The organism is Rhizobium sp. BT-226, assembly GCF_025847085.2.
Classification (GTDB): Bacteria; Pseudomonadota; Alphaproteobacteria; order Rhizobiales; family Rhizobiaceae; genus Rhizobium; species Rhizobium sophorae.
The window spans coordinates 1,477,791-1,498,644 of record NZ_JAOYTI010000002.1 but is presented as its reverse complement, the minus strand read 5'-3'; the positions used below and the strand labels follow the sequence as shown (position 1 = coordinate 1,498,644).

Genomic DNA, 20,854 nt, shown 5'->3' with positions numbered 1-20,854 from the left:
TCCATAGCCAATCTCGGTGGCGGGATGATGGCGGGGCGCGTGCGCGGAACACCGGCCACGTTGGACGCCGTCGTATGTCCATGGCGCAGTGCGTGCGCCTTCGGCAAGCGGACGAGAGACTGTGGCGCAGATACGCGGCGATTTGGGTGCCAACGCTGGCGTACGCGAATAGATTCCCGAGATCGCGCGAGTGATCGCGCGTGGAGTCCTTTGTGGTTGTTGCGCCACCCGAATCTTCGGACATGCTTCCCTAGGGTGCAGCGTGCGCCAGTCCCATCGGAGCAAGTGTCCGGCTCCTCCCCGCTCGACTGAGGACACTTACCTTTGCACGCGTTGTCGCGGGCACAAGGATAGCGACACTCCTCTCGCAAACACCCTCCGAAGCGCTACTTGTCCTCGTTGTCGAAAACCCGCCTTTTCAGCGCCTCCCTGCGTTTTCCCTGGGACACGACCTTGCGTCCGACCTGAGCCGGTTCGTAGCCAGCCCTTGAGAGCGCCTCGCCAAACGTTTCGTTGTAGTCGGCCGTATCTCTCAACCTCCCGTGGTCGCAGGGTTTGGCCGTCTCGTCCTTACCACCGCGTGGCATGTCTGCCCCCTTTCAAACAGTAGCTAACGAGTGAACAATCTTTTGCCTAGAGCTGGCGGTGCGGCGGGCGAGCGGCTGGGGGCGCGTAGCCCGGGATGAGCAGGCGGTCGCCTCCAGCAAGAGGTGCATGTAACCTCACACGGCCTTCGGAAGATTCATTGTCGCCGCCTCGTACGTTCGCGCGCCTCCCGCAATTCTTCGACAAGACGTTCCAACCTCCGGATCGAACCACCCGTCCAAAAGTTCGCCAAGGCGTCCAACTCGAATCCTTCAAGGGGAGTCGCCCAGCGCGGATCGTGACCCGTCTCGATGTACCGCCGCTGCAGGATTCGCGGAGCGATCAGTGGTAAATGATCGGCTCCTGGAAGGGGAAAACTAAGGATTCTGCACCTGTCCCGCAAAGCCGCCGGAATCGGCTCCAGCGAGTTCGCCGTCATCAGCCAAGACACGTGCGACAGATCGCAGTGGGCCTGAAGGTAGGGATCATGCCAGCGGCGCGATGTCTCAGGTTCGAACAGTCCGATCAGCACGTCGTGCACGTTCCCATTGCGGCGGCCTGTACCGATCTTCTCGATCTCATCGAGAATGACGACTGGTCCGGCGCATTCGTGTCGACACACGGCCATCACCGCAAGGCTAGGTTCGCCCGAGGACCATCTCCGGGCCGTTCCGCCGATGGCGCTATCGCTCAAGCCTCCACAAGAAATAAGTTCATAGGGCACGCCAAGTTCCTCCGTCAATCTCCTGGCGAATCGTGTCTTGCCACTTCCGGGTGCTCCGAGCAGGATGATCGGCCTCAGGTGCACATTTGGCCGACTACTGCTGAGGCCCTCAAGCACAGCGTCAACAACCGTCACCGCATAGGGGAATTCTGCGATCAGTCGCCTCCGAACAACGGGGAGCTCGGGCATACGGCGCAGTGGCAACGGGCGTTGTTTGAATTTCGCAAATTCCTTCGCCACTCTCTTTCCATCGACCGTCGTGTCATTACCGATGCCGCGGATAATGACCACCCCATCAGTCGCTTGCGTTTCGTGCCCTAGTGGCTCTTCCTCCCACGTTTCTACCGCAAGGCCTATCGGTGACGAATCCTTAACTTCCGGCTCATCGACCATTGATGACGTGATCAAATTTTTAAAGTGCAGTTCGTAGGCCTGAACTTCCGGCTCGAACCACTTCGCTGACCTTTGAACAGAGAGGCCTGCTCGTCGGCGCCAGTCGAGTACATGGGATTGTGCCGCCCAACCAAGCGAACGCCAAAGGAGGCCTCGGCTCTCCGCAGGAGATCGATCCCTAGAAGCGAGATGCGCGATTTCACCGGAGATTAGAGCTGTTGCTTGGCCGTCGCCAAAGAAGGCCCGATAGAACCGGCATCGCAGGCGGCACTCTTCGACCGGTAAACCTTGGGTATCATCGATGAGATCGAGAGCAGCCTCCACGGCAAGCACGCTGTCCTCACTCGGCTCTACGGCTAACTCATCCAGGCTAGTGGCGAGCAATGCGAGACCAGTCCGCTTGCGTTTTTTAACTCGACCTGCCAGTCGGCCGGAATATTCCCGGATGTCTTCAGTCAGGTCCTCGCGGAAGAACGCCATCCCTCGAAGCAGTTCCTCGGCGGTCGGCAAATGCAACCCGGCGATTGCCGCCTTTTGTCGGCGCTGAAAATGGCGGTCTACTGATGGCGGTTCATCTGTCACGGGACACCCTCTCGAACCTGGTCGTCGAGCACTGAGAAGCAGTTGCTGTGCTGCATGGAAGTGTCGTGCGGTGGAACATCCGATCGCGAGAAGGTTCCTTGCAGGCACTCTCTCTCGGATCGACGTCGCCGGTGTTGGAAATAATCGAAAACTGAGGGCTGTCGGTTGTCCCGTTCATACTCGTCCAGTTCCGGCCGGATGCCCAAGGCGATACCAACGGTTGACCGTACGCGCGATGCCGGCCTCTGTGTCCATATACATAAGCTGACTGGTCATGATTTCACGACCGTCGCCCTGAGAAGGATGGCCGAAGACGTACCCGGAGAGGCAGGCGGTCCTGCGCGAATACATTTGATGAGCTTCGAGGATGGGAGCGATGTGAAGGGCGAGTGCCCCGACCGACCCAGCTTCAACCGCACGTAGATCAGCGGAAAGCCTCTGCGCATCTTCCGCGCTTAAGTACGTGAACTTCATCGGAATCACTTCCTCCTGCGATTCGTGGCCTTAAACAGGCCGAGAGATTCTATCGATCCCATCGCTATTACTGGCGATGCAATCGCGTTTTTTTGCGATTCGCTCGCTATTGTCAACATTTATTTGCGAAGCGAAGCTTTTGGTGACACCAAGGCGGAATGAGGCCGCCGTCACGAATCCTTGCTGTCGCACGACTTATGCTCGGGCAAACTCAGTCCGAGGTGGCGGAGCATTCCGGTATAAGTCCTCGCACGATCTATATGATCGAAAAGGGTTCCGCCGGCATCGCGAGCGTCGAAAAGCTGGTTCGCCACTACGGGAAATGCGGCGTCGCGTTTCTTCAGCCGACTGGGGCAGAAGGATGGGGTATCCGAGCAAGCTTTGTGATCGGATCTTATGATGATGAGCGACCTGAGTAACTGACACTGCTGAGACCGCGAGTCTCAAAGCCCCTTCCTCCGGTCGGGGTCCAGAGCGGCTTCGCCGGAAATGACGGCCTGTCGGCCGACTTCTTTTGTCACTTTGACGACAAGACCTCGTCCGCTGCGAAGTAGGCTCCGCTCCTCGGCCTTGTCTTCTAAGCGGAATGCGTGCTGTTCGATCGCCTAGGGGCGATCGGCACGCATACTTCATTTAAATGGGGATTGACTGTCGACCTCTTCCTATCCTTTGAGCGAATTCGCCCGCCCTCCTGCATACAAAATCACAAACGTGGCATTTGCTCGCATTTCGACCTGCCGATCGCCCTTGCCCTGATGGCCGCCCTCGGCGCCATTCCCGCCGATGCGCTGTCGGATTTTGTCGTCGTCGGCGAGCTCAATCTCGACGGCACGATCGCCGCCATATCAGGCGCGCTGCCGGCTGCGATCGGCGCCAATGCGCTCGGCAAGGGGCTGATCTGCCCGGCCGAAAGCGGCGCCGAAGCCGCCTGGGCGGGCGCCGAAGTCGATATTCTCGCCCCGCGCAGCCTGATCGCCCTCGCCAATCATTTCCGCGGCACGCAGGTCCTGTCTCGGCCGGAAGCGTCGATCCGCGCCAATGCCGCAAACCTGCCGGATCTTGCCGAGATCAAGGGCCAGGAAAGCGCCAAGCGGGCGCTCGAGGTGGCCGCGGCCGGCGGTCATAATCTGCTGATGGTCGGTCCTCCGGGCTCCGGCAAGTCGATGCTGGCGGCAAGACTGCCGTCGATCCTGCCGCCGCTTTCGGCCGCCGAGCTGCTGGAGGTGTCGATGGTCCATTCGATCGCCGGCCAGCTCTCCGGCGGCAAGCTTTCCGATCGTAGGCCCTTCCGCACCCCGCATCATTCCGCCACCATGGCCGCCCTCGTCGGCGGCGGCCTGCGCGCCCGTCCGGGCGAAGCCTCGCTTGCCCATCACGGCGTGCTCTTTCTCGACGAGTTTCCCGAATTCACGCCGCAGGCGCTCGATGCGCTGCGCCAGCCGCTCGAAGGCGGCGAATGCGTCATTGCGCGCGCCAATCACCGCGTCTCCTATCCGGCGAAATTCCAGCTGATCGCGGCGATGAACCCCTGCCGCTGCGGCATGGCCGGCGAGCCCGGCCATACCTGTGCCCGCGGCCCGCGCTGCATGAGCGATTACCAGGCCCGCATCTCCGGCCCGTTGATGGATCGCATCGATATCCGCATCGACGTGCCGGCCGTCTCCGCTGCCGATCTGATCCGGCCGATGGCCGCCGAAACCAGCGCCGACGTCGCCCGCCGCGTCGCCCGCGCCCGCGAAATCCAACAGGAGCGCTTCGAAAGCACTGGCGCAAAGGGCATCGGCACGAATGCCCGCTGCTCCACCGCGATGATCGAGAAACTGGCCGAGCCCGATGCTAGCGGCCTGCAGCTGCTGCGCGACGCCGCCGAGAAGATGAAATTCTCCGCCCGCGGTTACCACCGCGTGCTGAAGGTCGCCCGCACACTGGCCGACCTCGACGGCAAGTCGACCGTCGGCCGCATCCATCTCGCGGAAGCGATCTCTTACAGGATCGCGGGTGAGAGGTTGACGGCGGCTGCGTAAAAAAAGGGGCAATTGTCGGATTGTTTGACAAGGCGGTTGCCAAAAGCCGCGAGCGCGTGCAGGCCGCCCTCGGCGCCATTCCCGCCGATGCCCTGTCGGACTTTGTCGTCGTCGGCGAACTCAACCTCGACGGAACGATCGCCGCCATCTCAGGCGCGCTGCCGGCTGCGATCGGCGCCAATGCGCTCGGCAAGGGGCTGATCTGCCCGGCCGAAAGCGGCGCCGAAGCCGCCTGGGCGGGTTCGGACGGCGATATCCTGGCACCCCGCAGCCTGATCGCCCTTGCCAATCATTTCCGCGGCACGCGGGTCCTATCTCGGCCGGAGGCGTCGATCCGCGCCAATGCCACAAACCTGCCGGATCTTGCCGAGATCAAGGGCCAGGAAAGCGCCAAGCGGGCGCTCGAGGTGGCGGCCGCCGGCGGCCATAACCTCTTAAGATCGGGGTCGATTAATTTGACTCTCAGCCGAGGGGTCCCCCCTGCTTGCCCTCTAAAACCCTCTACGCATCAAAATCCAATTTATATGAATTTGAGATTTTCATTTGGGAAGATCATGCCTGTGGTCCCATAGATCCAGTCTAAGGTGTTTGCCAGTTGCCTCGTAATGTCTCCAATCTTTCAGACGTTCAATACCTTCGCCTCGGGTCACACCATTCCGCGCCAGAAACGCCTCGACCTCATCCGGTGAGGGAGTGGAGCCGATGTCTACGTTAGGAAATTCGGAGATAAAACTGGTGTACGCAACTACCTCATTCTGAGTTGGATCAACCGTTAGCGCCTGTGCGACCCAGTGATAATAGTCGAAGATGTCGAAATCCCGTTGAGTGGAGAGAACGCTCTTGACCCGTTCATCAGAGACACCAATTGCCCTTAATTCCTGCTCGATGCTGGTGATGAATTCGCGCTTCTGTCTCGACGACAATCCAAGCATGCGGTTACTCATCGAAATCTGTTCTACGCCGATCCGACCAAATAGCTCGGCTATCCGTTGCAACTGAGTTACCGTAGCCTCGGCTTCGCGCAGTTTCTTTTCAAGAGCCGCCTGAACGCCGGTAGCGCCGAAAGTCAGGTTTGTTATGTCATCGAGCCTTGTGGCGAGAACCGTGAACACAAAGATCACTGCCACCGTGATAAACCGGCCCTCGTCTGCGCCTGTAAAAACGAGATACAGGAAGAATACAAAGAGGACCGCCGACGCAATAATGCTCCGGCTCGAACGGCGTCTTTCATCGCTCACCTTCAAATCGAATCAACATAATCACGGCAGTCTAGCGGGCATCGCCATCCACTTGATACGGTTCTACAACTTTTCTGTGCAATACTCTGTTTAACAAATGGAGATTCATATGAAGATCGTTGTGCTCGCGTTACTCGGTGTAGTTGCCGGTGGAACGTCCGACGCCTTTGCTGGCGATGTATTTGCGTGCCGGAAGATTGCTGACGGGAAAGACCGGCTCTACTGCTACGACGAACTATTTGGAGCGCCCTCGGGTTCTGCAAAGCAAAGTGCGGAAGGTGCCGAGATTTCGTGGACTGATCTTCAAGTCGATTACAACGAAATGAAGGGGAAAACCGTCACCACGAGCGGAAAATTCTTGTTCATGGGAGAGCAGGGACTGCTCTACGACCGTCAAATGGGAATGACAGCATTCTTCGTGAATGTGCAAAAACTTCCGCGCGATCAGCGTAGCCTTCTGTATTCGAACTGCGGAACTGGGTGTGACGTCCGCCTCACCGGAAAAGTTGAGGAGATCATGATGCAACGAAACCGCGACCAGGGTCACTCTCGACTGACGACGGCCGAATCGAGATCGACAACAACCGCGTGGAACGAACTGATCTACCACGGAACTTCTCATCCGACTGCGATTAGAGGCTCTGCGGTTTTGGATACACGTCACGGCGTAAAAAGAAGGGGCGCCGAAAGCGCCCCGATGCTCTGCAAGATAAATAACCGGAAAGTGACCCGCCAAAAGCCCTGCCTCAGCTCCCCAACCCCTCGAACAGCGCTGTCGAGAGATAGCGTTCGGCGAAGGAGGGGATGATGATGACGATGTTCTTGCCGGTGTTCTCGGGACGGATGCCGACCTTGATGGCGGCCGTTAGTGCCGCACCCGAGGAGATGCCGACCGGCACGCCTTCGAGCCGGGCGACCAGGCGCGCCTGTTCGAAAGCCTCGTCGTTGGTCACCGTGACGACCTCGTCATAGATGCCGGTATCGAGGATTTTTGGCGCGAAGCCGGCGCCGATGCCCTGGATCTTGTGCGGGCCGGGATTGCCGCCGGAGAGGATCGGCGAATCGGCCGGCTCGACGGCGATGATCTTGATCTCGGGCTTACGGCTTTTCAGCACCTGTCCGACGCCGGTGATCGTGCCGCCGGTGCCGATGCCGGAGACGACGATATCGACCGTGCCGTCGGTATCGTTCCAGATTTCCTCGGCCGTCGTCTTGCGGTGGATCTCGGGATTGGCAGGGTTTTCGAACTGCTGTGGAATGACGGCATCGGGAAGCGACGCCGCCAGTTCCTCGGCCTTGGCGATGGCGCCCTTCATGCCCTTTGGCCCCTCGGTCAGCACCAGCTCGGCGCCGAGCAGCGCCAGCATCTTGCGGCGCTCGACCGACATCGTCTCCGGCATGGTGAGGATCAGCCGATAGCCCTTGGCGGCGGCGGCAAAGGCGAGCGCGATGCCGGTATTGCCGGAGGTCGGCTCGATCAGCACCGTCTTGCCGGGGGTGATCTTGCCTTGCGCTTCGAGGCCCTCGATCATCGCGACGCCGATACGGTCCTTCACGGATGCGATCGGGTTGAAGAATTCGAGCTTGCCGATCAGGTTCGCCACGACGCCTTTTTCCCGCGCCAGCTTGTCGAAGCGCACGAGCGGCGTGTCGCCGATGGTCTCGGTGATCGAGGAATAGATGCGGCCGCGGCCGGGCTTGTGCGACATGGGTGCTCTCCCTTTGAAATCCTGCTCCTGAAATCGAGGGGGAGAATAGGGTCAAAGGCCCGTCTAGGCCAGACCGCGTTCGACTTGGAGAGGCGATCAGGAGAGAAAAAAACCTTTGAAAACCGTTTCTTGCCGAATGTTTATTTCAGGCCGCCCGCGTAGCGATGAAGGCGGCCGTGCCGGCGAGGATGCCGGCGGCAACCCGGTTCAGCGCCTGCAAGGCCCGCGGCTGCTTCAGCATCGTGCGAGCCCGCGAGGCAAGCAGCATATAGGGCACGAGCACGACGATCAGCACCACAAAGGTGGTGGTCAGCAGGAGCGCATAGTCGCGCAGGCCGATATTGCCGATATCGATCAGCGTCGGCACCAAGGCGACATAGAAGAGCATCGTCTTCGGATTGCCGAGCGTCACCAGCAGGCCGGAGAGGAAGGACATGCCGATATTGGTGGATTTCCGCGCCGCGATATCCTGCGGCAACAGCCCTGCCGTCCAGAGTTTCCACGCGATGTAGCCGAGATAGAGGACGCCGGCGATCTTGATGGCGATGAACACCTCGGTGAAGGTTTGCGCCACGAAGGCAAGGCCGAGAATGACCGCTGTCAGATAGGCCATGTCGCCGAGCACCAGGCCGAGGCCCATGAAGAAGGTCTCGCGGAAATTCGAGCCGAGCGCGCGTGCGACAATCGCAGTGATCCCCGGTCCCGGAATGGCTGCGGCGATGAACAGTGCTCCGGCATAGGTCAGCAAGGCGGCAAGGCTCATGATGCGCTCCCTTCTTTTTCCTCGCTGTTTTATATCCGGTGCCTGCAACCATCAATCCGCCGGCGTTGATGGATGAATCACCGGCAGAAATGCGTGGCCGTATCGGAAAGAATGCCCGGCCGCCGGCTGCCCATGACCTTGAAGAACCGCGAGCCTCCCGTATCTGTTGCGGGGAAGATCTTAGACGGGCACCCATCGTCACCTCGTCTTCATCAAAATGTCGTCGCCGCCGCCCTATCAGGTCCCCAATATCGCTTCGTCACCCCAAGGAGAAAACGGATGTCCCCCACACAGGCCGAGAAGACCAGACTTGCGCCCCTGAAGACCCCTTCGAATCTGCCGACCAATGCCATCACCGATATTTCGGCAGCACTCACCGCGCTGCTCGCCGATGTCTTCGCGCTCTATCTCAAGACCAAGAATTTCCACTGGCACATGTCCGGCCCGCATTTTCGCGATTATCATCTGTTGCTCGACGAACAGGCAGAGCAGATCTTCGCTATGACCGACGACATTGCCGAGCGTGCCCGTAAGATCGGCGGCACGACGCTGCGCTCCATCGGCCAGATCGCCCGCCAGCAGCGCATTTCGGACAATGACGCGGATTTCGTCACGCCCGAGGACATGTTGTCGGAACTGCGCGAGGACAATGCTCAGCTCGTTTCGCTGCTGCGCGAGGTGCATGACCTCTGCGACGAGCATAATGATGTCGCGAGCGCCAGCCTGATCGAGAACTGGATCGATGAGGCCGAGCGCCGCACCTGGTTCCTGTTCGAAACGACGCGCGGGCAGAAATAATATCGGCATCTCCCGGGCGTGCTTGCCATGCCCGGGACATGCCCGGTTCTCAGCTCTCCAGCGCCCGCGGCCGCAGCCACCGCGGCGTCCAGCCGAGATTCATGCCCGCTGCGGCAAGGAGAATGATCGCCGCACCTAATATCTGCATCGGCTGCAGCGCATGGCCGAAGGCCAGCCGGTCGACGAGGATCGCCGCGATCGGATAGATGAAGGAGAGGGCGCCGGTCAAATGCGTCGGCAGCCTCTGGATCGCGCCGTAAAGCAGCACATACATCAGCCCGGTATGGACGACGCCGACGGTCACCAGGATCGCCCAGGACCCAATATCGCCGGGCGGATGGGAAAGGTCCGTCATCGGCGCCAGCATCAGCATGCCGGTTGCGACCTGGATGAGCGCGATCAGATGCGGCGGCGTGCCTTTCAGCCATTTCGCGGCAAGGGCGGCGAGCGCGTAGAAGAAGGCCGCACCGAGCGCCATCAGGATGCCGAGGCCGTAGCTATCGAACGCAGCACCGCCCGCACCGGGTTTCGCCTGGACGATCGCCGTCATGCCGGCGAAGGCGAGCGCCAGCCAGAACAGCTTGGTGGCGGTGATCTTCTCGCCGAGAAAGAGCGCGCCGAGCACGAGCAGCATGAAAGGCTGGGTATTGTAGACCGTCGTCGCGATCGAGATCGTCGCATGCGAATAGGAGGCAAAGAGCAGCAGCCAGTTCAAGACGATGGCGATGCCGCCTAAAATGGCGATGCCGAAGGCGCGCAGCGTGATGATGCCGGGCCGCAGCAGCCCGAGCGCGCCGCAGATGACAAGCAAAGTGAGCGCGCCGAACAGGCAGCGCCAGAAGACCACGCCGCTGACAGGCTGGCCCGACATGACGACGAACCAGCCGATCGTCCCCGAGATCAGCATCGCTGCCGTCATTTCCACCGTGCCTCTTTTGATGTCGCTGCCCATGATTGTCCTCCATTTCGATGGCATAAGAATATTGCGACGAGGGGCGGTTTTATATAAGGATAAAAAGGAAGGTGGCCGATATCGCCTAATCATACGAGGAGAATGACTCGCTGTGGCTAATGATATGCAATCGCTCGACGAAATCGATCAGGCCATTCTGGAGGCGCTGGCCGGCAATGCGCGGATCTCGCTGAAAGAGCTGGCGCAGCAGGTCGGCCTCTCTTCGCCGAGTGCCGCCGAGCGCTTGCGCCGGCTGGAGGAGCGCGGCGTCATCAAGGCCTTCACCATCGATCTCGATCCCGCCGCCGTCGGTTATCCCCTGCAGGCGATCGTGCGCGTGCGTCCGCTGCCGGGGCAGCTGCATATCGTCGAGCGTATCATCCAGGAAATTCCGGAAATCATCGAATGCGACAAGGTGACGGGCGAGGATTGCTTCATTGCCCGCCTGGTCATCCGCTCCATGGCCGACCTCGACGGCATCCTCGACCGGGTCGCCGAAAGAGCGGAGACCAACACCGCGATGATCAAAGCCTCGCCCGTCAAGCGCCGCCTGCCACCGCTGTCACGCCGGAAATAGGAAGATCTAGAATTCCGCCATCGGCGACAGCATCGCCGGAAAATCCGGGGTGGCATCGCCGAGCCCGCGCAGCATCAGCCTCGTGCCGCTTTCCAACGATTTTGGAACACCCTCCCAGCCGAGCCTGTCGGGACGGAAAAGCACCTCGACGAAGGCGGGGGTGATTTCCAGTCCGGCGAGGATCGCGGCAAGCGACGGTATCTCCGCCGCCACGACGTCGAGAAGGCTGAAGCGGCCCGCCTCATCGATCTTCCAGGCGATCACCGCCTGTTTGTCTTCGAGGAAGCTGACACGGATATCGGGATCGAGCTGGGTATTGATCAGAAACATCGCCGCATTGCCTGTGACTGCCAGCGAGGTTGAAACCGGGCTGCGTCCTTTCAGCAGCGATTGCAGCAGGACAAGATCATCCGCATTCGTCGGCAATAGCGACCGGGCGGGTGCGGCGGAAGACGAAGGAGCCGGTGCCGCCCCCTCGTATCGGTGCTGCGGTATCGCGTGAAACCCATAGGGTTCGTAGAGCGACGGCTTGTCGGTATAGAGGATGACGGCTTCAAAGCCCTGCCGTTCGCACCAGTCGAGCGCTTTTACCGTGACGTCGCGATAGAGCCCGCGGCTGCGCCATGGTGGCCGCACTGCACCGGATTGCAGCCCGGCGGCATGGACGAGCCTGCCGTTGAGGACGAAGGGCAGCGCGAAAACTGAGATATTGGCCGCAAGTTCGCCCTCGGCATCGAACCAGCCGAAGGGCATGCTTGTGGGGTCGGGTCCGCCAAGCTGTTGCAGCGGCCCGATATCGATGCCGAAAATATCGTTGAGCAGGCGGACCAGCGCCGCCCAGCCGGCAGGGTCACCGAAATAGTCCTGCCGGAAGGTCAGGCCAGCGCTGTCGAGGCGCTCTGCCATCAGACGCCGGTGGAGCCGAAGCCGCCTGCGCCGCGCATCGTTTCGCTGGCCTCGGTGATCTCCGCCACCCGCGCCTGGGTTACCGGCGCGATCACCATCTGGGCGATGCGCATGCCGCGCGAAATGACGAAGGCTTCCTCGCCGAGATTGACGAGCAGCACCTTCACCTCGCCGCGATAGTCGCTGTCGACGGTGCCCGGCGAATTCAGGCAGGTGATGCCGTTTTTAAAGGCCAGGCCGGAGCGCGGCCGCACCTGTCCCTCGAAACCTTCGGGGATCTCGAAGATGAAGCCGGTCGGCACCAGCGCCCGCTTGCCGGGCAGAAGCGTCAGCGGCGCTGCCTCGTCGACAGCGGCACGCAGGTCCATGCCGGCCGCTCCCTTGCTTTCATAGGCGGGCAGGTCGAGGCCTTCGCCATTGGCTAAGCGGATGAGGTTCAGCATCGGGCGCGTATCGTGATGAATGATCATGGCCCATTACTTTGCGCCCTAAGGCCCGAGGTCAATTGCATTGCCGGGCTTTAATCGCTAGATACGCGGCAATTCCACAGGATTTACAAGTATGGCCGAAAGTCTCGCCGAGGCGGTCTCCCGCCGCCGCACATTCGCTATTATCGCCCACCCGGACGCGGGTAAGACGACGCTCACCGAAAAGCTGCTGCTGTTCGGCGGCGCCATTCAGCTTGCCGGCGAAGTCAAGGCGAAGAAGGATCGCATGCAGACGCGCTCCGACTGGATGAAGATCGAGCGCGAACGCGGCATCTCCGTCGTCACCTCGGTGATGACCTTCGAATATAACGACAATGTCTTCAACATCCTCGACACGCCGGGGCACGAGGATTTCGCCGACGACACCTATCGCACGCTGACCGCCGTCGATGCCGCCGTCATGGTCATCGATGCCGCCAAGGGTATCGAGCCGCGCACGCTGAAGCTTTTCGAAGTCTGCCGCATGCGCGATATCCCGATCATCACCTTCATCAACAAGATGGACCGCGAAAGCCGCGATCCCTTCGAGATCCTCGACGAGGTCGAAGAGAAGCTGGCGCTGGATACGGCGCCGATCACCTGGCCGATCGGCCGCTCGAAGACCTTTTGCGGCTCCTACAATATCGCCGCCAACACGGTGCGCGGTTCGGATACCGAAATCGAGGGAACGCCGGTCAATGGCCCGCAAAGCGTGGCCGGCAGGCTGCCGGAAAACGAGCGCCATGTCTTCATCGAGGAGACGGAGCTGGCGATCGAGGCCTGCCGTCCCTTCGACCGCCAAGCCTTCCTGGAAGGCCATATGACGCCGGTTTTCTTCGGCTCGGCGCTGCGCAATTACGGTGTTCGCGATCTCATCAACGCGCTCGGCGATTTTGCGCCGCCGCCGCGCGACCAGGTCGCCGATACCAGGACCGTGCACGCGACCGACGACAAAATGACGGCCTTCGTCTTCAAGATCCAGGCCAACATGGATCCCAACCACCGCGACCGCATCGCCTTTGCCCGCATCTGCTCCGGCAAGCTCGAGCGCGGCATGAAGGCAAGGCTTGCCCGCACCGGCAAGCAGCTCGGCCTGACGGCGCCGCAATTCTTCTTCGCCTCGCAGCGCCAGCTCGCCGACACCGCCTATGCCGGTGACGTCGTCGGCATTCCGAACCACGGGACGCTCCGGATCGGCGATACGCTGACCGAAGGTGAATCGCTGGTCTTCCAGGGTGTGCCGAACTTCTCGCCGGAAATCCTGCGCCGCGTGCGCCTGGAAGATGCGATGAAGGCGAAGAAGCTGAAGGAAGCCCTGCAGCAGATGGCCGAGGAAGGCGTCGTCCAGCTGTTTTCGCCGGAAGACGGCTCGCCGGCGATCGTCGGCGTCGTCGGCGCCCTGCAGCTCGACGTGTTGAAGGAGCGGCTGATGGCCGAATACGGCCTGCCGGTCTCCTTCGAAATGTCGCGTTTCTCCGTCTGCCGCTGGATCTCGGCCGATCAGCCGGCCGATCTGGAAAAATTCCTCACCGTCAAGCGCGGCGATATCGCCCGCGATCTCGATGGCGACCCGGTCTTCCTCGCCCAGGACGGTTTCTCGCTGCGTTACGAATCCGAGCGCCATCCGGCGATCAAGATGGTCGCGATCAAGGAATATCACGCCGCCAAGGCGGCGTGATCGCTAACCGCCAAGCCGCTCGGCCAGGAAGTCGACGACGGCGCGCACCGCCGGCAGCTGGCCGCGGCGGTGCGGCATCAGGATGGTCGTTTCGATGCTGCCGGCCGTCCATTCCGGCAGCACCCGCACCAGCCGCCCGTCTGCCAGCGCCTTGCGGCAGACGGATGTCGGCAGGCAGGTAATGCCGAGCCCCGACATGGCCATTTCCATCAAGACATAAGGCTCATCCGCAGCCATGACGGATTGTAGCGCAACGAGAACCTCGTCGCCGCCTGAATAAAGCCGCCACTGGTCCTCCGTCAGGCTGGTCATGATCGTCGCATGCTGTGCCAGTTCCTCCGGCCGGCGCGGTTCGCCATGGGCATTCACATAATCCGGCGAGGCGAGAATGTAGAAGGGATGGCTGGCGAGCTTCCGCTGGACCAGCGCCGAATCCGGCAGCGGCCCACGGTGGCTGCGCAGCGCGATGTCGAAACCTTCCTGGACGATATCAACGAAACGGTCCGTCACATGCACGGAGAGCCGGAGCTTCGGATAACGCGCCGCCAGCGCCGGCAGATGCTCCGTCAAGGTAAACTGCGCCGTCGGCACCGAGGCGGTGAGGCGAACGCTGCCGGCGGGTTCGGCCAGATGCCGCCGCACGATGCCTTCGGCCATCTCCGCCTCGATGATCGAGGCCTGGGCATGCTGAAAGAATTCCCGGCCGAGTTCGGTCAGCGCGAAGCTTCGCGACGTGCGCTGGATCAGCCGGACGCCAAGCCGTGCCTCCAGCTCCGCAACCCGCTTGCTCACCGTCGATTTCGGAATGCCGAGATGCCTTGCGGCGGCGGTAAAGCTGCCGCTGTCGACGGCCTGCACGAAAAGATGGAGGTCATTGAGGTTGAAAAGCGCCATCGTCAGCTTCCAGATATGTAGACATTGCGATGCATTTATAGCCTCTACCGCAAGATCGTCCACATCCTCACATTGATCGTGTCCAAACGGGTTCAATTCTGAAAGGAACGATTGATGTCCCCCATATTGTTTTACGGCGTTCCGGAAGGCTGCTCCTTCGGCTCGATCGTCGCGCTGGAATGGTCTGGCCTGCCTTATCGGCTCTGCCGCGTCGAGATGCCGGAAATAGTCTCCAGCGAAGAATACAAGCGGATCAACAGGGTTGGCGAAACGCCGTCGTTGCTGCTCGAAGATGGCAGGGCGATCAGCGAAAGCATGGCGATCTTGCACCATATCGGCGCCCGCGCGATCGGCAGCGGTCTGGGCTTTGCGCAGGGCTCGGCGGATTTCGATCGGCTGAACCAGATGCTCGCCTTTCTCAACACCACCTTCTTCCAGGCCTTCGGCCCACTCTGGTATGCGATCGAGCATCCGCTGGAGCCGCAGAAGCAGGCCCTCACGGCCTACGGCATCGCCGCGGTTGAAAAGGCGCATCATACGCTGGAGCGTCTGCTCGACGGCCGCGAATGGCTTCTCGGCAATGGGCCAAGCCTGGCGGACGCCTATTTCGTCGGCATCGCCCGCTGGAACGACTTCCACAAGGTCGTCGACCGCCGGCAGTTTCCCGGCCTGCATCGCCTCTATGAGCGCATGCAGCAGCAGCCGGCCGTGCGTTTTGCCCATGCGATCGAGCATCGGCAGGACGCGAAAAGCAGCGGCGGTTTCCGCGGTGAGGTCGATCTGGCCGAGGCGCTCGGCCTGTTGAAACAGGCGGCCTGATCGCCGCGGCCGTCGCGCCCCTGCGGTGCGACGGCCGATCTGCCGTCAGCCGGCGGCGATGATCTCGATCTCGACGAGCCAGTCGTCGCGCAGCGTTTCGACGATGATCGCCGTGGTCGGCACGGCGCGGCCGCCAAGCGCCCGAAGACGGGCATTCTGGTTCGCTTCCATAAAGGCGCCGTCGCTGAGATAGCTTGTCAGCCGCACGATATTGTCCACCGTCATATCGGCGGAGGTGAGGATGGCGCGCAGATTGGACCAGATGAGTTCCAATTGCCCTTCCAGATCGGCCGCCGCCATTCCCTGTTGATCGAGACCCATGGTGCCGCTGACGAAGAGCAGCCGGGATGGATGCCTGACCTCCAGCGCATGGATGTAATCAGGGCTCGCTGCATAGATCCCGTTTGCCGGATTGCGCGCGATCATCTCCATGAGTTCTTTCTCCTCCGAATATCCTATTGAAGAATGCCAGTATCGGCGAATATCCTTCGGCAGAAAGGGGAGTTTGCGGAATGGCGAAAAATACAGACGATCTTCGGCAGGGAGGCAGGCAGCAGGCTGTCATCGATGCATTCGACCGAAAAATATTAGCCGCGCTCGCCGCCGACAGCAGCCAGAGCTATGCCAGGCTTGGCGAGGCGGTCGGCCTCTCGGCGCCGGCAGTGCATGAGCGTGTGCGCCGCCTCAAACTATCCGGCGCCATCAAGGGCGTGCATGCCGCGCTGGACGGCGCAGCCCTCGGCAAACCGTTGCTTGCCTTCGTGCATGTGGAGGCGGCCGGCTGGGGCAAGAGCGAGCGGCTGATGCAGGTCCTGCAGTTTCCCGAGGTGGAGGAGATGCATTCGGTCGCGGGCGACGCCAGCGTTCTCTTCAAGGTCCGCACCGCCAGCCCGCAGGCCTTGGAAGCTTTTCTCGCCCAGATCCATGCCGTTCCCGGTGTCACCGGCACCCGCAGCTATATCGCCCTATCCACCTATCTGGAGCGTCCGGTACAGGCCGGCGTCACCGACAGCTGGCCTGATATGCCGCGGGATGTTGAGCCGGCCCCAGCCTAATCCTCGCCTTCGAAGCGCGGAAGCGGTTCGATATTCTCCACCCCGGGCAGGGCCGAGCGGCACCATATCTGCCTTTTCGGCGCCAGCTCCCGCCGCTGGTCGATGCCGCCAACGCGGATGCCGATCGCGCTGCCGTCGCCGTCCGTGCGGTAGAGCGGCGATCCGCAGTTCGGGCAGAAGAATTGCCGGCTGAGACCACCGCTGTCGCCATATTTTGCGTAGCCTCTTGGCTCGCCTGACGTGAGCGTGAAACGTCCCGGCCGCGCCGGCGCTGTGATGCGATAGGCCGAGCCCGTCAGCCGCTGGCAATCGGTGCAATGGCAGATCGACACCCGCTCCGGATCGATCTCCGCCTGATAGCGGATCGCGCCGCAGTGGCATCCTCCGGTAATATGCATCGGCAAATCCCCAAGCATGTCGCGCAAACTGTAGAGCGGTTTAGCGACAAAGACATCGCCACGCTTTAGTCCGCCGGCTGAGCGGCCAAATGTGTGGCGTAGAAGGCCTTTGCATCGGCCGTGAAGGCGGCCCGCTGATCAGCTCTTGTATAGAACATATGCCCGCCGCGATAGAGCTTCAGTCCGACACGACCTCCGGCGAGCGAGAGCGGCAGATGGTCGACCACGTAGCGGCTGACGCCATAAGGCGTCACCAGATCGCTGTAGCCATGTGCGATCAGCAGATGGAAGGCCGGATTCGCGGCGAGCAGCTGCCTGATGTCGTCAGTGGCGCTGGCCTGGAAGCGCGATCCGCCGCCGCGCCCGCCGCCCCATTCCCAGCGCCGGCTGATATCGCCGTCGAGCAGCGAATAGGTCATCTCGGTTCTGAAGCCGAGTTCGTTGCGGGCATAGTCGGCAAAGGCGCCGCCATAGGCGCGGGTGAAACCGTCGAGGATGGCGTCGTCGCCGCGATCGTAATCCGATTCCGGATAGGGATCGGGTGCTGCAAAGGAGGCGTCGTAAGAGCTCATCACCTCGCCGCTGCCCTCATCTGAATGTTTGACGAAGGAACTGCCGAGGAAGCCGCGGTTGCGGGTAACGATATCCTCGGGAATTCCGGTCAATGCGGCGATCCTGCCATAGAAGGCGGCGGCCTCCGCGCCCGTCGGCGGCGGCCCGGCGAGCGTCGTCAGATAGTCACCGAGCGCGAAGGTCTCGGCTGCCTTCTGCTTCTCTTCGTCAAAGGCGTTATGCCGGTCGAGTTCGGCGGCGGCCAGCGACGGCAGCTCCAGCGCTGCGCCGAGCGCGAACTGGTCGGCATTGAACATCAACTGGCCCTCGAGCAAGGGGGAAAGCATCACCGCACCGGCGACGATGATGCCCTGGCTTTCCTGCAGCGCCGAGGCGACCTTGGCGGCGCGAAAGCCGCCATAACTTTCACCGAGAAGATACTTCGGCGAGTTGGAGCGGTTGTTGTGTGCGATATAGAGTGCAATCGCCTTGGCAATGCTCTGGGCGTCGGCACTGACGTTATAATAATTGGAGGCGTCGTCCGCCTTTGCCGTTCGGCTCCAGCCGGTGCCGATCGGATCGATCAACACCAGATCGGTAAAATCGAGCCAGCTTTGCGGGTTGTCGACGAGTTTCGCATTGGCGCCGTCGCGTCCATCCGGCCCGAAATCGAGCACCTTCGGCCCGACCAGCCCGAGATGCAGGAAGGCGGAAGCGGCACCCGGCCCGCCGTTAAAGGCAAAGGTCAGAGGCCGGCTCGCCCCGCTATCCCTTGCCACATAGGCGGTGTAGAAGATCGCGCCGGTCTGCGCTCCGTCCTGGCCGAAGAGATCCAGCGTGCCCGCGGTGGCGGTATAGGCGATCTTCCGGCCACCGATCGTCAGCGCGTGCTCTGTGATGGAATCGGCCGGCAGCAGCTTCAGCACGCCGTCGCGTGCGCCGCTCTGGACATTCGCCCTCGGTGGATCGCTTTCCTGCGCATGGGAAAGGGCAGGCGCCAGCGACGCCATAAATGCGGTGAGCAGAAACAGGGTTCGTATGCGCAAGATGTCTCCTCCGGCGGTCGGGAATGAGAGGCTGAGATAGCGTAACATCCGCGGCCGACGACCGGCATCAAGAGATGGTGATGGACAGGTGAGCGAACGGCTCAGCCGTCCTTTTCGACCGCATGGACATTGATCTCCACCGCCCGGCCGGCCTTCCAGCCATTGATCGCCGCGCCCAGTCCGAGCGCAACGAAGAGGGCGGCGCACCAGGAAAAGCTGCCGGTCCAGCCACGGATGAGGCCGACGATGAGCGGGCCGATGGCGGCGAGCAGGTAACCGACGCATTGCGCCATGCCGGAAAGATGGGCGGCGACATCGGGATCGCACGAGCGCAGCACGATCGTCGTCATGGCCGCCGCGATCAGTCCGCCCTGACCGATGCCCTGCAGCACTGCCCACAGCCAGACGGTCGAGAGCGGCGCGAAGAGCAGACCGAGCAGGGCGATGACGGCGACACCGCAGAGGCTCGCATTGATCAGCCGCTGGTCCCGGCCACGCACCGCGATATGCGGCACGATCAGGCAGGATGCCGCCTGCACCATCACCGACAGCGAAACGATTGCTCCGGCGGTGACGCCGTCGAGCCCGCGTTCGCGCAAGATCGGAACCAGCCAGCCGAAGACGCAATAGGCAAGGGCCGATTGCAGCCCCATGAACAGCGTCACCTGCCAGGCGAGCCGGTCGCGCCAGAGGCCTTCGACGCGAAAGCCGTTCCGTCTTGCCTGTCTGCCGCTGCGAAGAACCTCAGGCAGCCAGAGCAGGCTGACGATCAGGGCGGGCAGCGCCCAGATGGCGAGGGCGCCCTCTAGAGAGCCGCCCAGCCCATGCTCGATCGGCAGCGTCAGCCCGGCGGCACTTGCTGCCCCGGCGCAGAGCGCCATCGTATAGAAGCCGGTCATCAGCGCGGCGCGCCCGGCGAAATCCCGCTTCACCAGCCCCGGCAGCAGCACGTTGCCGACGGCAATGCAGGCGCCGGCAAGGGCCGTGCCGATGAAGAGCAACGGCACGGAGGAAAGCCCGCGCAATGCGGTGCCGAGGGCTAGAAGCAGGAGAACGCCGAGCAGCGTGCGTTCAGTACCGAGGCGCTGGGCAAGACGAGGCGCAAGCGGCGAGAAGGCTCCAAGGCAGACGACCGGAAGCGTCGTCAGCAAGCTGGCGCCAAGGGCGCTCAGGCCGAGCTCCGAGCGGATTTCCGGCAGCAGCGCCGAGGTGCTTGAGAAGACCGGGCGCAGGTTGAAGGCGATCAGCACCAGGCTTGCGCCGAGCAGAAAGCGATCCGCAACTCCCCGCGTCGGCGTTGCCTGCGGCGGCGGAAGGCTGCCGGCCTCGGCGTCGATCAGCAGTTGGTCGGCCGCCTCAAGCGTGCTGACGGCATGGCTGGCAGGCGTGTTCATGACAGGATCATCCGGTCGAGTGCGGCAAGAACCGGTGCCATGAAGCGGCGCACCGCCGCATCCGCCCTGTCGGGATCGCCGGTTTCGATGGCGTCGACGATATCGGCATGCGCCTGCATATCCGGCTCGGGAATGTCCTTGCCGAGCGTCGCCGCGATGGTATCGGCGATCGAGGCCGAGAAGAAATCATAGATCTCGATCATCGCCCGGTTGCCCGAAGCGGCGATGATGGCCTTGTGAAAGGCGAGGTCGCGTTCGATGAAGGCGGCCTGGCTGCCGCCGTCGTAATTGCCGCGTTCGGCAAGCAGCCGGCGAAGCCCGGCAACCGTCTCTGGCGTCTTGCGGATCGCCGTCAGCCGGGCGGCCTCGACGTCGAGCGCTAAACGCGCCTCGAACTGGTCACGCAGGCTGGCGCGCCGCGCCATCGTCAGCGGCCGGCCGGCATCGCTGGTGGCGCGGACATAGGTTCCCGAACCCTGCCTTGTTTCGAGATAACCCTGGGAGACGAGAACACGCACCGCCTCGCGCACCGTGCCGCGGCTGACGGAAAGCATGGCCGAGAGCGAGGCTTCATTCGGCAATTTTTCGCCGACCGCCCAACGTTTGCCGAGAATGTCGCCGCGGATCGCCTCGATCGCCTCATCGGCGAGATTGGTCTTGCTGAGCGCTCTCATCCCACTACTCATAAAGTCATCTGATGACTTTATGAGTAGTGGGATTTCGCTCTTCCGTCAACGCTTGGCGTCAAGACAATACAGCCACAGAGACAATAAAAAAGGGCCGCCTCAGCGACCCTTTCCATGAGTTTGGCCTCAAACTGGCCTGG

The 20,854-nt window shown here is 61.9% G+C and carries 22 protein-coding genes and 2 pseudogenes; 9 read left to right on the top strand and 15 right to left on the bottom strand.

Annotated features, from left to right (window positions below):
- Window positions 1-386: 386 nt before the first annotated feature.
- From OIU37_RS17660 to OIU37_RS17650, 3 genes are all read right to left on the bottom strand, one after another.
- A complete protein-coding gene (locus OIU37_RS17660; RefSeq protein WP_264258175.1) occupies window positions 387-587 on the bottom strand; it encodes a hypothetical protein in 201 nt (66 codons plus the stop codon).
- 155 nt (window positions 588-742) lie between these two features.
- Window positions 743-2,284, bottom strand: a complete 1,542-nt coding sequence (locus tag OIU37_RS17655) for an AAA family ATPase (RefSeq protein ID WP_264258174.1) — start codon at window positions 2,282-2,284, stop codon at window positions 743-745.
- 174 nt (window positions 2,285-2,458) lie between these two features.
- Window positions 2,459-2,758: a DUF6634 family protein gene (locus tag OIU37_RS17650; RefSeq protein WP_264258173.1), complete on the bottom strand. Its 300-nt coding sequence runs from the start codon at window positions 2,756-2,758 to the stop codon at window positions 2,459-2,461.
- Window positions 2,759-2,916: 158 nt separating this feature from the next.
- On the opposite strand from OIU37_RS17650, the gene OIU37_RS17645 reads away from it, so the two are divergent.
- The 3 genes and pseudogenes from OIU37_RS17645 to OIU37_RS17635 all read left to right on the top strand — a co-directional run.
- The gene (locus OIU37_RS17645) at window positions 2,917-3,177 is read left to right on the top strand and encodes a helix-turn-helix transcriptional regulator (protein WP_372353417.1); all 261 of its coding nucleotides are present in this window, start codon (window positions 2,917-2,919) and stop codon (window positions 3,175-3,177) included.
- Window positions 3,178-3,480: 303 nt separating this feature from the next.
- Window positions 3,481-4,782: pseudogene (locus OIU37_RS17640) on the top strand (YifB family Mg chelatase-like AAA ATPase); the annotation flags it as partial.
- 11 nt (window positions 4,783-4,793) lie between these two features.
- A pseudogene (locus OIU37_RS17635) lies at window positions 4,794-5,228 on the top strand (magnesium chelatase domain-containing protein); the annotation flags it as partial.
- A gap of 93 nt (window positions 5,229-5,321) precedes the next feature.
- Here the strand turns inward: OIU37_RS17635 and OIU37_RS17630 are convergent.
- On the bottom strand, window positions 5,322-6,020 hold the full coding sequence (locus OIU37_RS17630) for a hypothetical protein (RefSeq protein ID WP_264258172.1): 699 nt from the start codon (window positions 6,018-6,020) through the stop codon (window positions 5,322-5,324).
- Between the two features lie 109 nt (window positions 6,021-6,129).
- On the opposite strand from OIU37_RS17630, the gene OIU37_RS17625 reads away from it, so the two are divergent.
- Window positions 6,130-6,828: a hypothetical protein gene (locus OIU37_RS17625; protein WP_264258171.1), complete on the top strand. Its 699-nt coding sequence runs from the start codon at window positions 6,130-6,132 to the stop codon at window positions 6,826-6,828.
- Here OIU37_RS17625 and cysK read toward each other — a convergent pair.
- Both cysK and OIU37_RS17615 read right to left on the bottom strand, forming a co-directional pair.
- Window positions 6,767-7,729, bottom strand: coding sequence for a cysteine synthase A (gene cysK / locus OIU37_RS17620; protein ID WP_240604237.1), 963 nt, complete (start codon window positions 7,727-7,729; stop codon window positions 6,767-6,769). The two genes, OIU37_RS17625 and cysK, sit on opposite strands and share 62 nt — an antisense overlap.
- 145 nt (window positions 7,730-7,874) lie before the next feature.
- Entirely contained in the window at window positions 7,875-8,492 is a 618-nt protein-coding gene (locus tag OIU37_RS17615) for a LysE family translocator (protein ID WP_182208953.1), read from the bottom strand.
- A 279-nt stretch (window positions 8,493-8,771) separates the two neighbouring features.
- Between OIU37_RS17615 and OIU37_RS17610 the strand changes: the two genes are divergently transcribed.
- Window positions 8,772-9,290 (top strand): Dps family protein, encoded by a 519-nt coding sequence (locus OIU37_RS17610; protein WP_264258170.1) that lies wholly within the window; start codon window positions 8,772-8,774, stop codon window positions 9,288-9,290.
- A 49-nt stretch (window positions 9,291-9,339) separates the two neighbouring features.
- On the opposite strand, the gene OIU37_RS17605 is transcribed toward OIU37_RS17610, so the two are convergent.
- Window positions 9,340-10,242, bottom strand: coding sequence for a DMT family transporter (locus OIU37_RS17605; RefSeq protein ID WP_264258169.1), 903 nt, complete (start codon window positions 10,240-10,242; stop codon window positions 9,340-9,342).
- A gap of 112 nt (window positions 10,243-10,354) precedes the next feature.
- Here OIU37_RS17605 and OIU37_RS17600 point away from each other — a divergent pair, with 112 nt between their 5' ends.
- Complete coding sequence (locus OIU37_RS17600; protein WP_264258168.1) at window positions 10,355-10,819, top strand: Lrp/AsnC family transcriptional regulator; 465 nt, start codon at window positions 10,355-10,357, stop codon at window positions 10,817-10,819.
- Window positions 10,820-10,825: 6 nt separating this feature from the next.
- Here OIU37_RS17600 and OIU37_RS17595 read toward each other — a convergent pair whose 3' ends face one another.
- Window positions 10,826-11,725 (bottom strand): GNAT family N-acetyltransferase, encoded by a 900-nt coding sequence (locus OIU37_RS17595; RefSeq protein WP_264258167.1) that lies wholly within the window; start codon window positions 11,723-11,725, stop codon window positions 10,826-10,828.
- On the bottom strand, window positions 11,725-12,195 hold the full coding sequence (gene dut / locus OIU37_RS17590; protein WP_264258166.1) for a dUTP diphosphatase: 471 nt from the start codon (window positions 12,193-12,195) through the stop codon (window positions 11,725-11,727). The genes OIU37_RS17595 and dut overlap by 1 nt, the downstream gene beginning before the upstream one ends.
- Before the next feature lie 91 nt (window positions 12,196-12,286).
- On the opposite strand from dut, the gene OIU37_RS17585 reads away from it, so the two are divergent.
- Entirely contained in the window at window positions 12,287-13,870 is a 1,584-nt protein-coding gene (locus tag OIU37_RS17585; protein WP_264258165.1) for a peptide chain release factor 3, read from the top strand.
- 3 nt (window positions 13,871-13,873) lie between these two features.
- Here OIU37_RS17585 and OIU37_RS17580 read toward each other — a convergent pair whose 3' ends face one another.
- Window positions 13,874-14,764, bottom strand: coding sequence for a LysR family transcriptional regulator (locus OIU37_RS17580; RefSeq protein ID WP_264258164.1), 891 nt, complete (start codon window positions 14,762-14,764; stop codon window positions 13,874-13,876).
- Between the two features lie 114 nt (window positions 14,765-14,878).
- Between OIU37_RS17580 and OIU37_RS17575 the strand changes: the two genes are divergently transcribed.
- Window positions 14,879-15,583: a glutathione S-transferase family protein gene (locus tag OIU37_RS17575; RefSeq protein WP_264258163.1), complete on the top strand. Its 705-nt coding sequence runs from the start codon at window positions 14,879-14,881 to the stop codon at window positions 15,581-15,583.
- A 45-nt stretch (window positions 15,584-15,628) separates the two neighbouring features.
- Here OIU37_RS17575 and OIU37_RS17570 read toward each other — a convergent pair whose 3' ends face one another.
- Window positions 15,629-16,015 carry a RidA family protein gene (locus OIU37_RS17570; protein ID WP_264258162.1) on the bottom strand — a complete coding sequence of 129 codons (387 nt, stop codon included), beginning with the start codon at window positions 16,013-16,015 and terminating at the stop codon, window positions 15,629-15,631.
- A gap of 26 nt (window positions 16,016-16,041) precedes the next feature.
- Here OIU37_RS17570 and OIU37_RS17565 point away from each other — a divergent pair, with 26 nt between their 5' ends.
- The gene (locus tag OIU37_RS17565) at window positions 16,042-16,638 is read left to right on the top strand and encodes an Lrp/AsnC family transcriptional regulator (protein WP_264258161.1); all 597 of its coding nucleotides are present in this window, start codon (window positions 16,042-16,044) and stop codon (window positions 16,636-16,638) included.
- Here the strand turns inward: OIU37_RS17565 and OIU37_RS17560 are convergent.
- The 4 genes from OIU37_RS17560 to OIU37_RS17545 all read right to left on the bottom strand — a co-directional run bounded on the left by OIU37_RS17560 (window position 16,635) and on the right by OIU37_RS17545 (window position 20,702).
- A complete protein-coding gene (locus OIU37_RS17560; RefSeq protein WP_264258160.1) occupies window positions 16,635-17,036 on the bottom strand; it encodes a GFA family protein in 402 nt (133 codons plus the stop codon). The genes OIU37_RS17565 and OIU37_RS17560 overlap by 4 nt on opposite strands.
- Window positions 17,037-17,101: 65 nt before the next feature.
- A complete protein-coding gene (locus OIU37_RS17555) occupies window positions 17,102-18,634 on the bottom strand; it encodes a S10 family peptidase (RefSeq protein ID WP_168307987.1) in 1,533 nt (510 codons plus the stop codon).
- Between the two features lie 101 nt (window positions 18,635-18,735).
- Window positions 18,736-20,028, bottom strand: coding sequence for an MFS transporter (locus OIU37_RS17550; protein WP_264258159.1), 1,293 nt, complete (start codon window positions 20,026-20,028; stop codon window positions 18,736-18,738).
- Complete coding sequence (locus tag OIU37_RS17545; RefSeq protein WP_168314637.1) at window positions 20,025-20,702, bottom strand: FadR/GntR family transcriptional regulator; 678 nt, start codon at window positions 20,700-20,702, stop codon at window positions 20,025-20,027. Before OIU37_RS17545 ends, OIU37_RS17550 begins: the two co-directional genes overlap by 4 nt.
- Between the last annotated feature and the right edge of the window lie 152 nt (window positions 20,703-20,854).

Excerpts from the sequence above, each read along its gene's own strand:
- OIU37_RS17660 (WP_264258175.1), bottom strand. The coding sequence starts at position 587 with ATGCCACGCGGTGGTAAGGACGAGACGGCCAAACCCTGCGACCACGGG.
- OIU37_RS17650 (WP_264258173.1), bottom strand. The coding sequence starts at position 2,758 with ATGAAGTTCACGTACTTAAGCGCGGAAGATGCGCAGAGGCTTTCCGCT.
- OIU37_RS17645 (WP_372353417.1), top strand. The coding sequence starts at position 2,917 with ATGAGGCCGCCGTCACGAATCCTTGCTGTCGCACGACTTATGCTCGGG.
- OIU37_RS17625 (WP_264258171.1), top strand. The coding sequence starts at position 6,130 with ATGAAGATCGTTGTGCTCGCGTTACTCGGTGTAGTTGCCGGTGGAACG.
- cysK (WP_240604237.1), bottom strand. The coding sequence starts at position 7,729 with ATGTCGCACAAGCCCGGCCGCGGCCGCATCTATTCCTCGATCACCGAG.
- OIU37_RS17615 (WP_182208953.1), bottom strand. The coding sequence starts at position 8,492 with ATGAGCCTTGCCGCCTTGCTGACCTATGCCGGAGCACTGTTCATCGCC.
- OIU37_RS17610 (WP_264258170.1), top strand. The coding sequence starts at position 8,772 with ATGTCCCCCACACAGGCCGAGAAGACCAGACTTGCGCCCCTGAAGACC.
- OIU37_RS17605 (WP_264258169.1), bottom strand. The coding sequence starts at position 10,242 with ATGGGCAGCGACATCAAAAGAGGCACGGTGGAAATGACGGCAGCGATG.
- OIU37_RS17595 (WP_264258167.1), bottom strand. The coding sequence starts at position 11,725 with ATGGCAGAGCGCCTCGACAGCGCTGGCCTGACCTTCCGGCAGGACTAT.
- dut (WP_264258166.1), bottom strand. The coding sequence starts at position 12,195 with ATGATCATTCATCACGATACGCGCCCGATGCTGAACCTCATCCGCTTA.
- OIU37_RS17585 (WP_264258165.1), top strand. The coding sequence starts at position 12,287 with ATGGCCGAAAGTCTCGCCGAGGCGGTCTCCCGCCGCCGCACATTCGCT.
- OIU37_RS17580 (WP_264258164.1), bottom strand. The coding sequence starts at position 14,764 with ATGGCGCTTTTCAACCTCAATGACCTCCATCTTTTCGTGCAGGCCGTC.
- OIU37_RS17575 (WP_264258163.1), top strand. The coding sequence starts at position 14,879 with ATGTCCCCCATATTGTTTTACGGCGTTCCGGAAGGCTGCTCCTTCGGC.
- OIU37_RS17570 (WP_264258162.1), bottom strand. The coding sequence starts at position 16,015 with ATGGAGATGATCGCGCGCAATCCGGCAAACGGGATCTATGCAGCGAGC.
- OIU37_RS17560 (WP_264258160.1), bottom strand. The coding sequence starts at position 17,036 with ATGCATATTACCGGAGGATGCCACTGCGGCGCGATCCGCTATCAGGCG.
- OIU37_RS17550 (WP_264258159.1), bottom strand. The coding sequence starts at position 20,028 with ATGAACACGCCTGCCAGCCATGCCGTCAGCACGCTTGAGGCGGCCGAC.
- OIU37_RS17545 (WP_168314637.1), bottom strand. The coding sequence starts at position 20,702 with ATGAGAGCGCTCAGCAAGACCAATCTCGCCGATGAGGCGATCGAGGCG.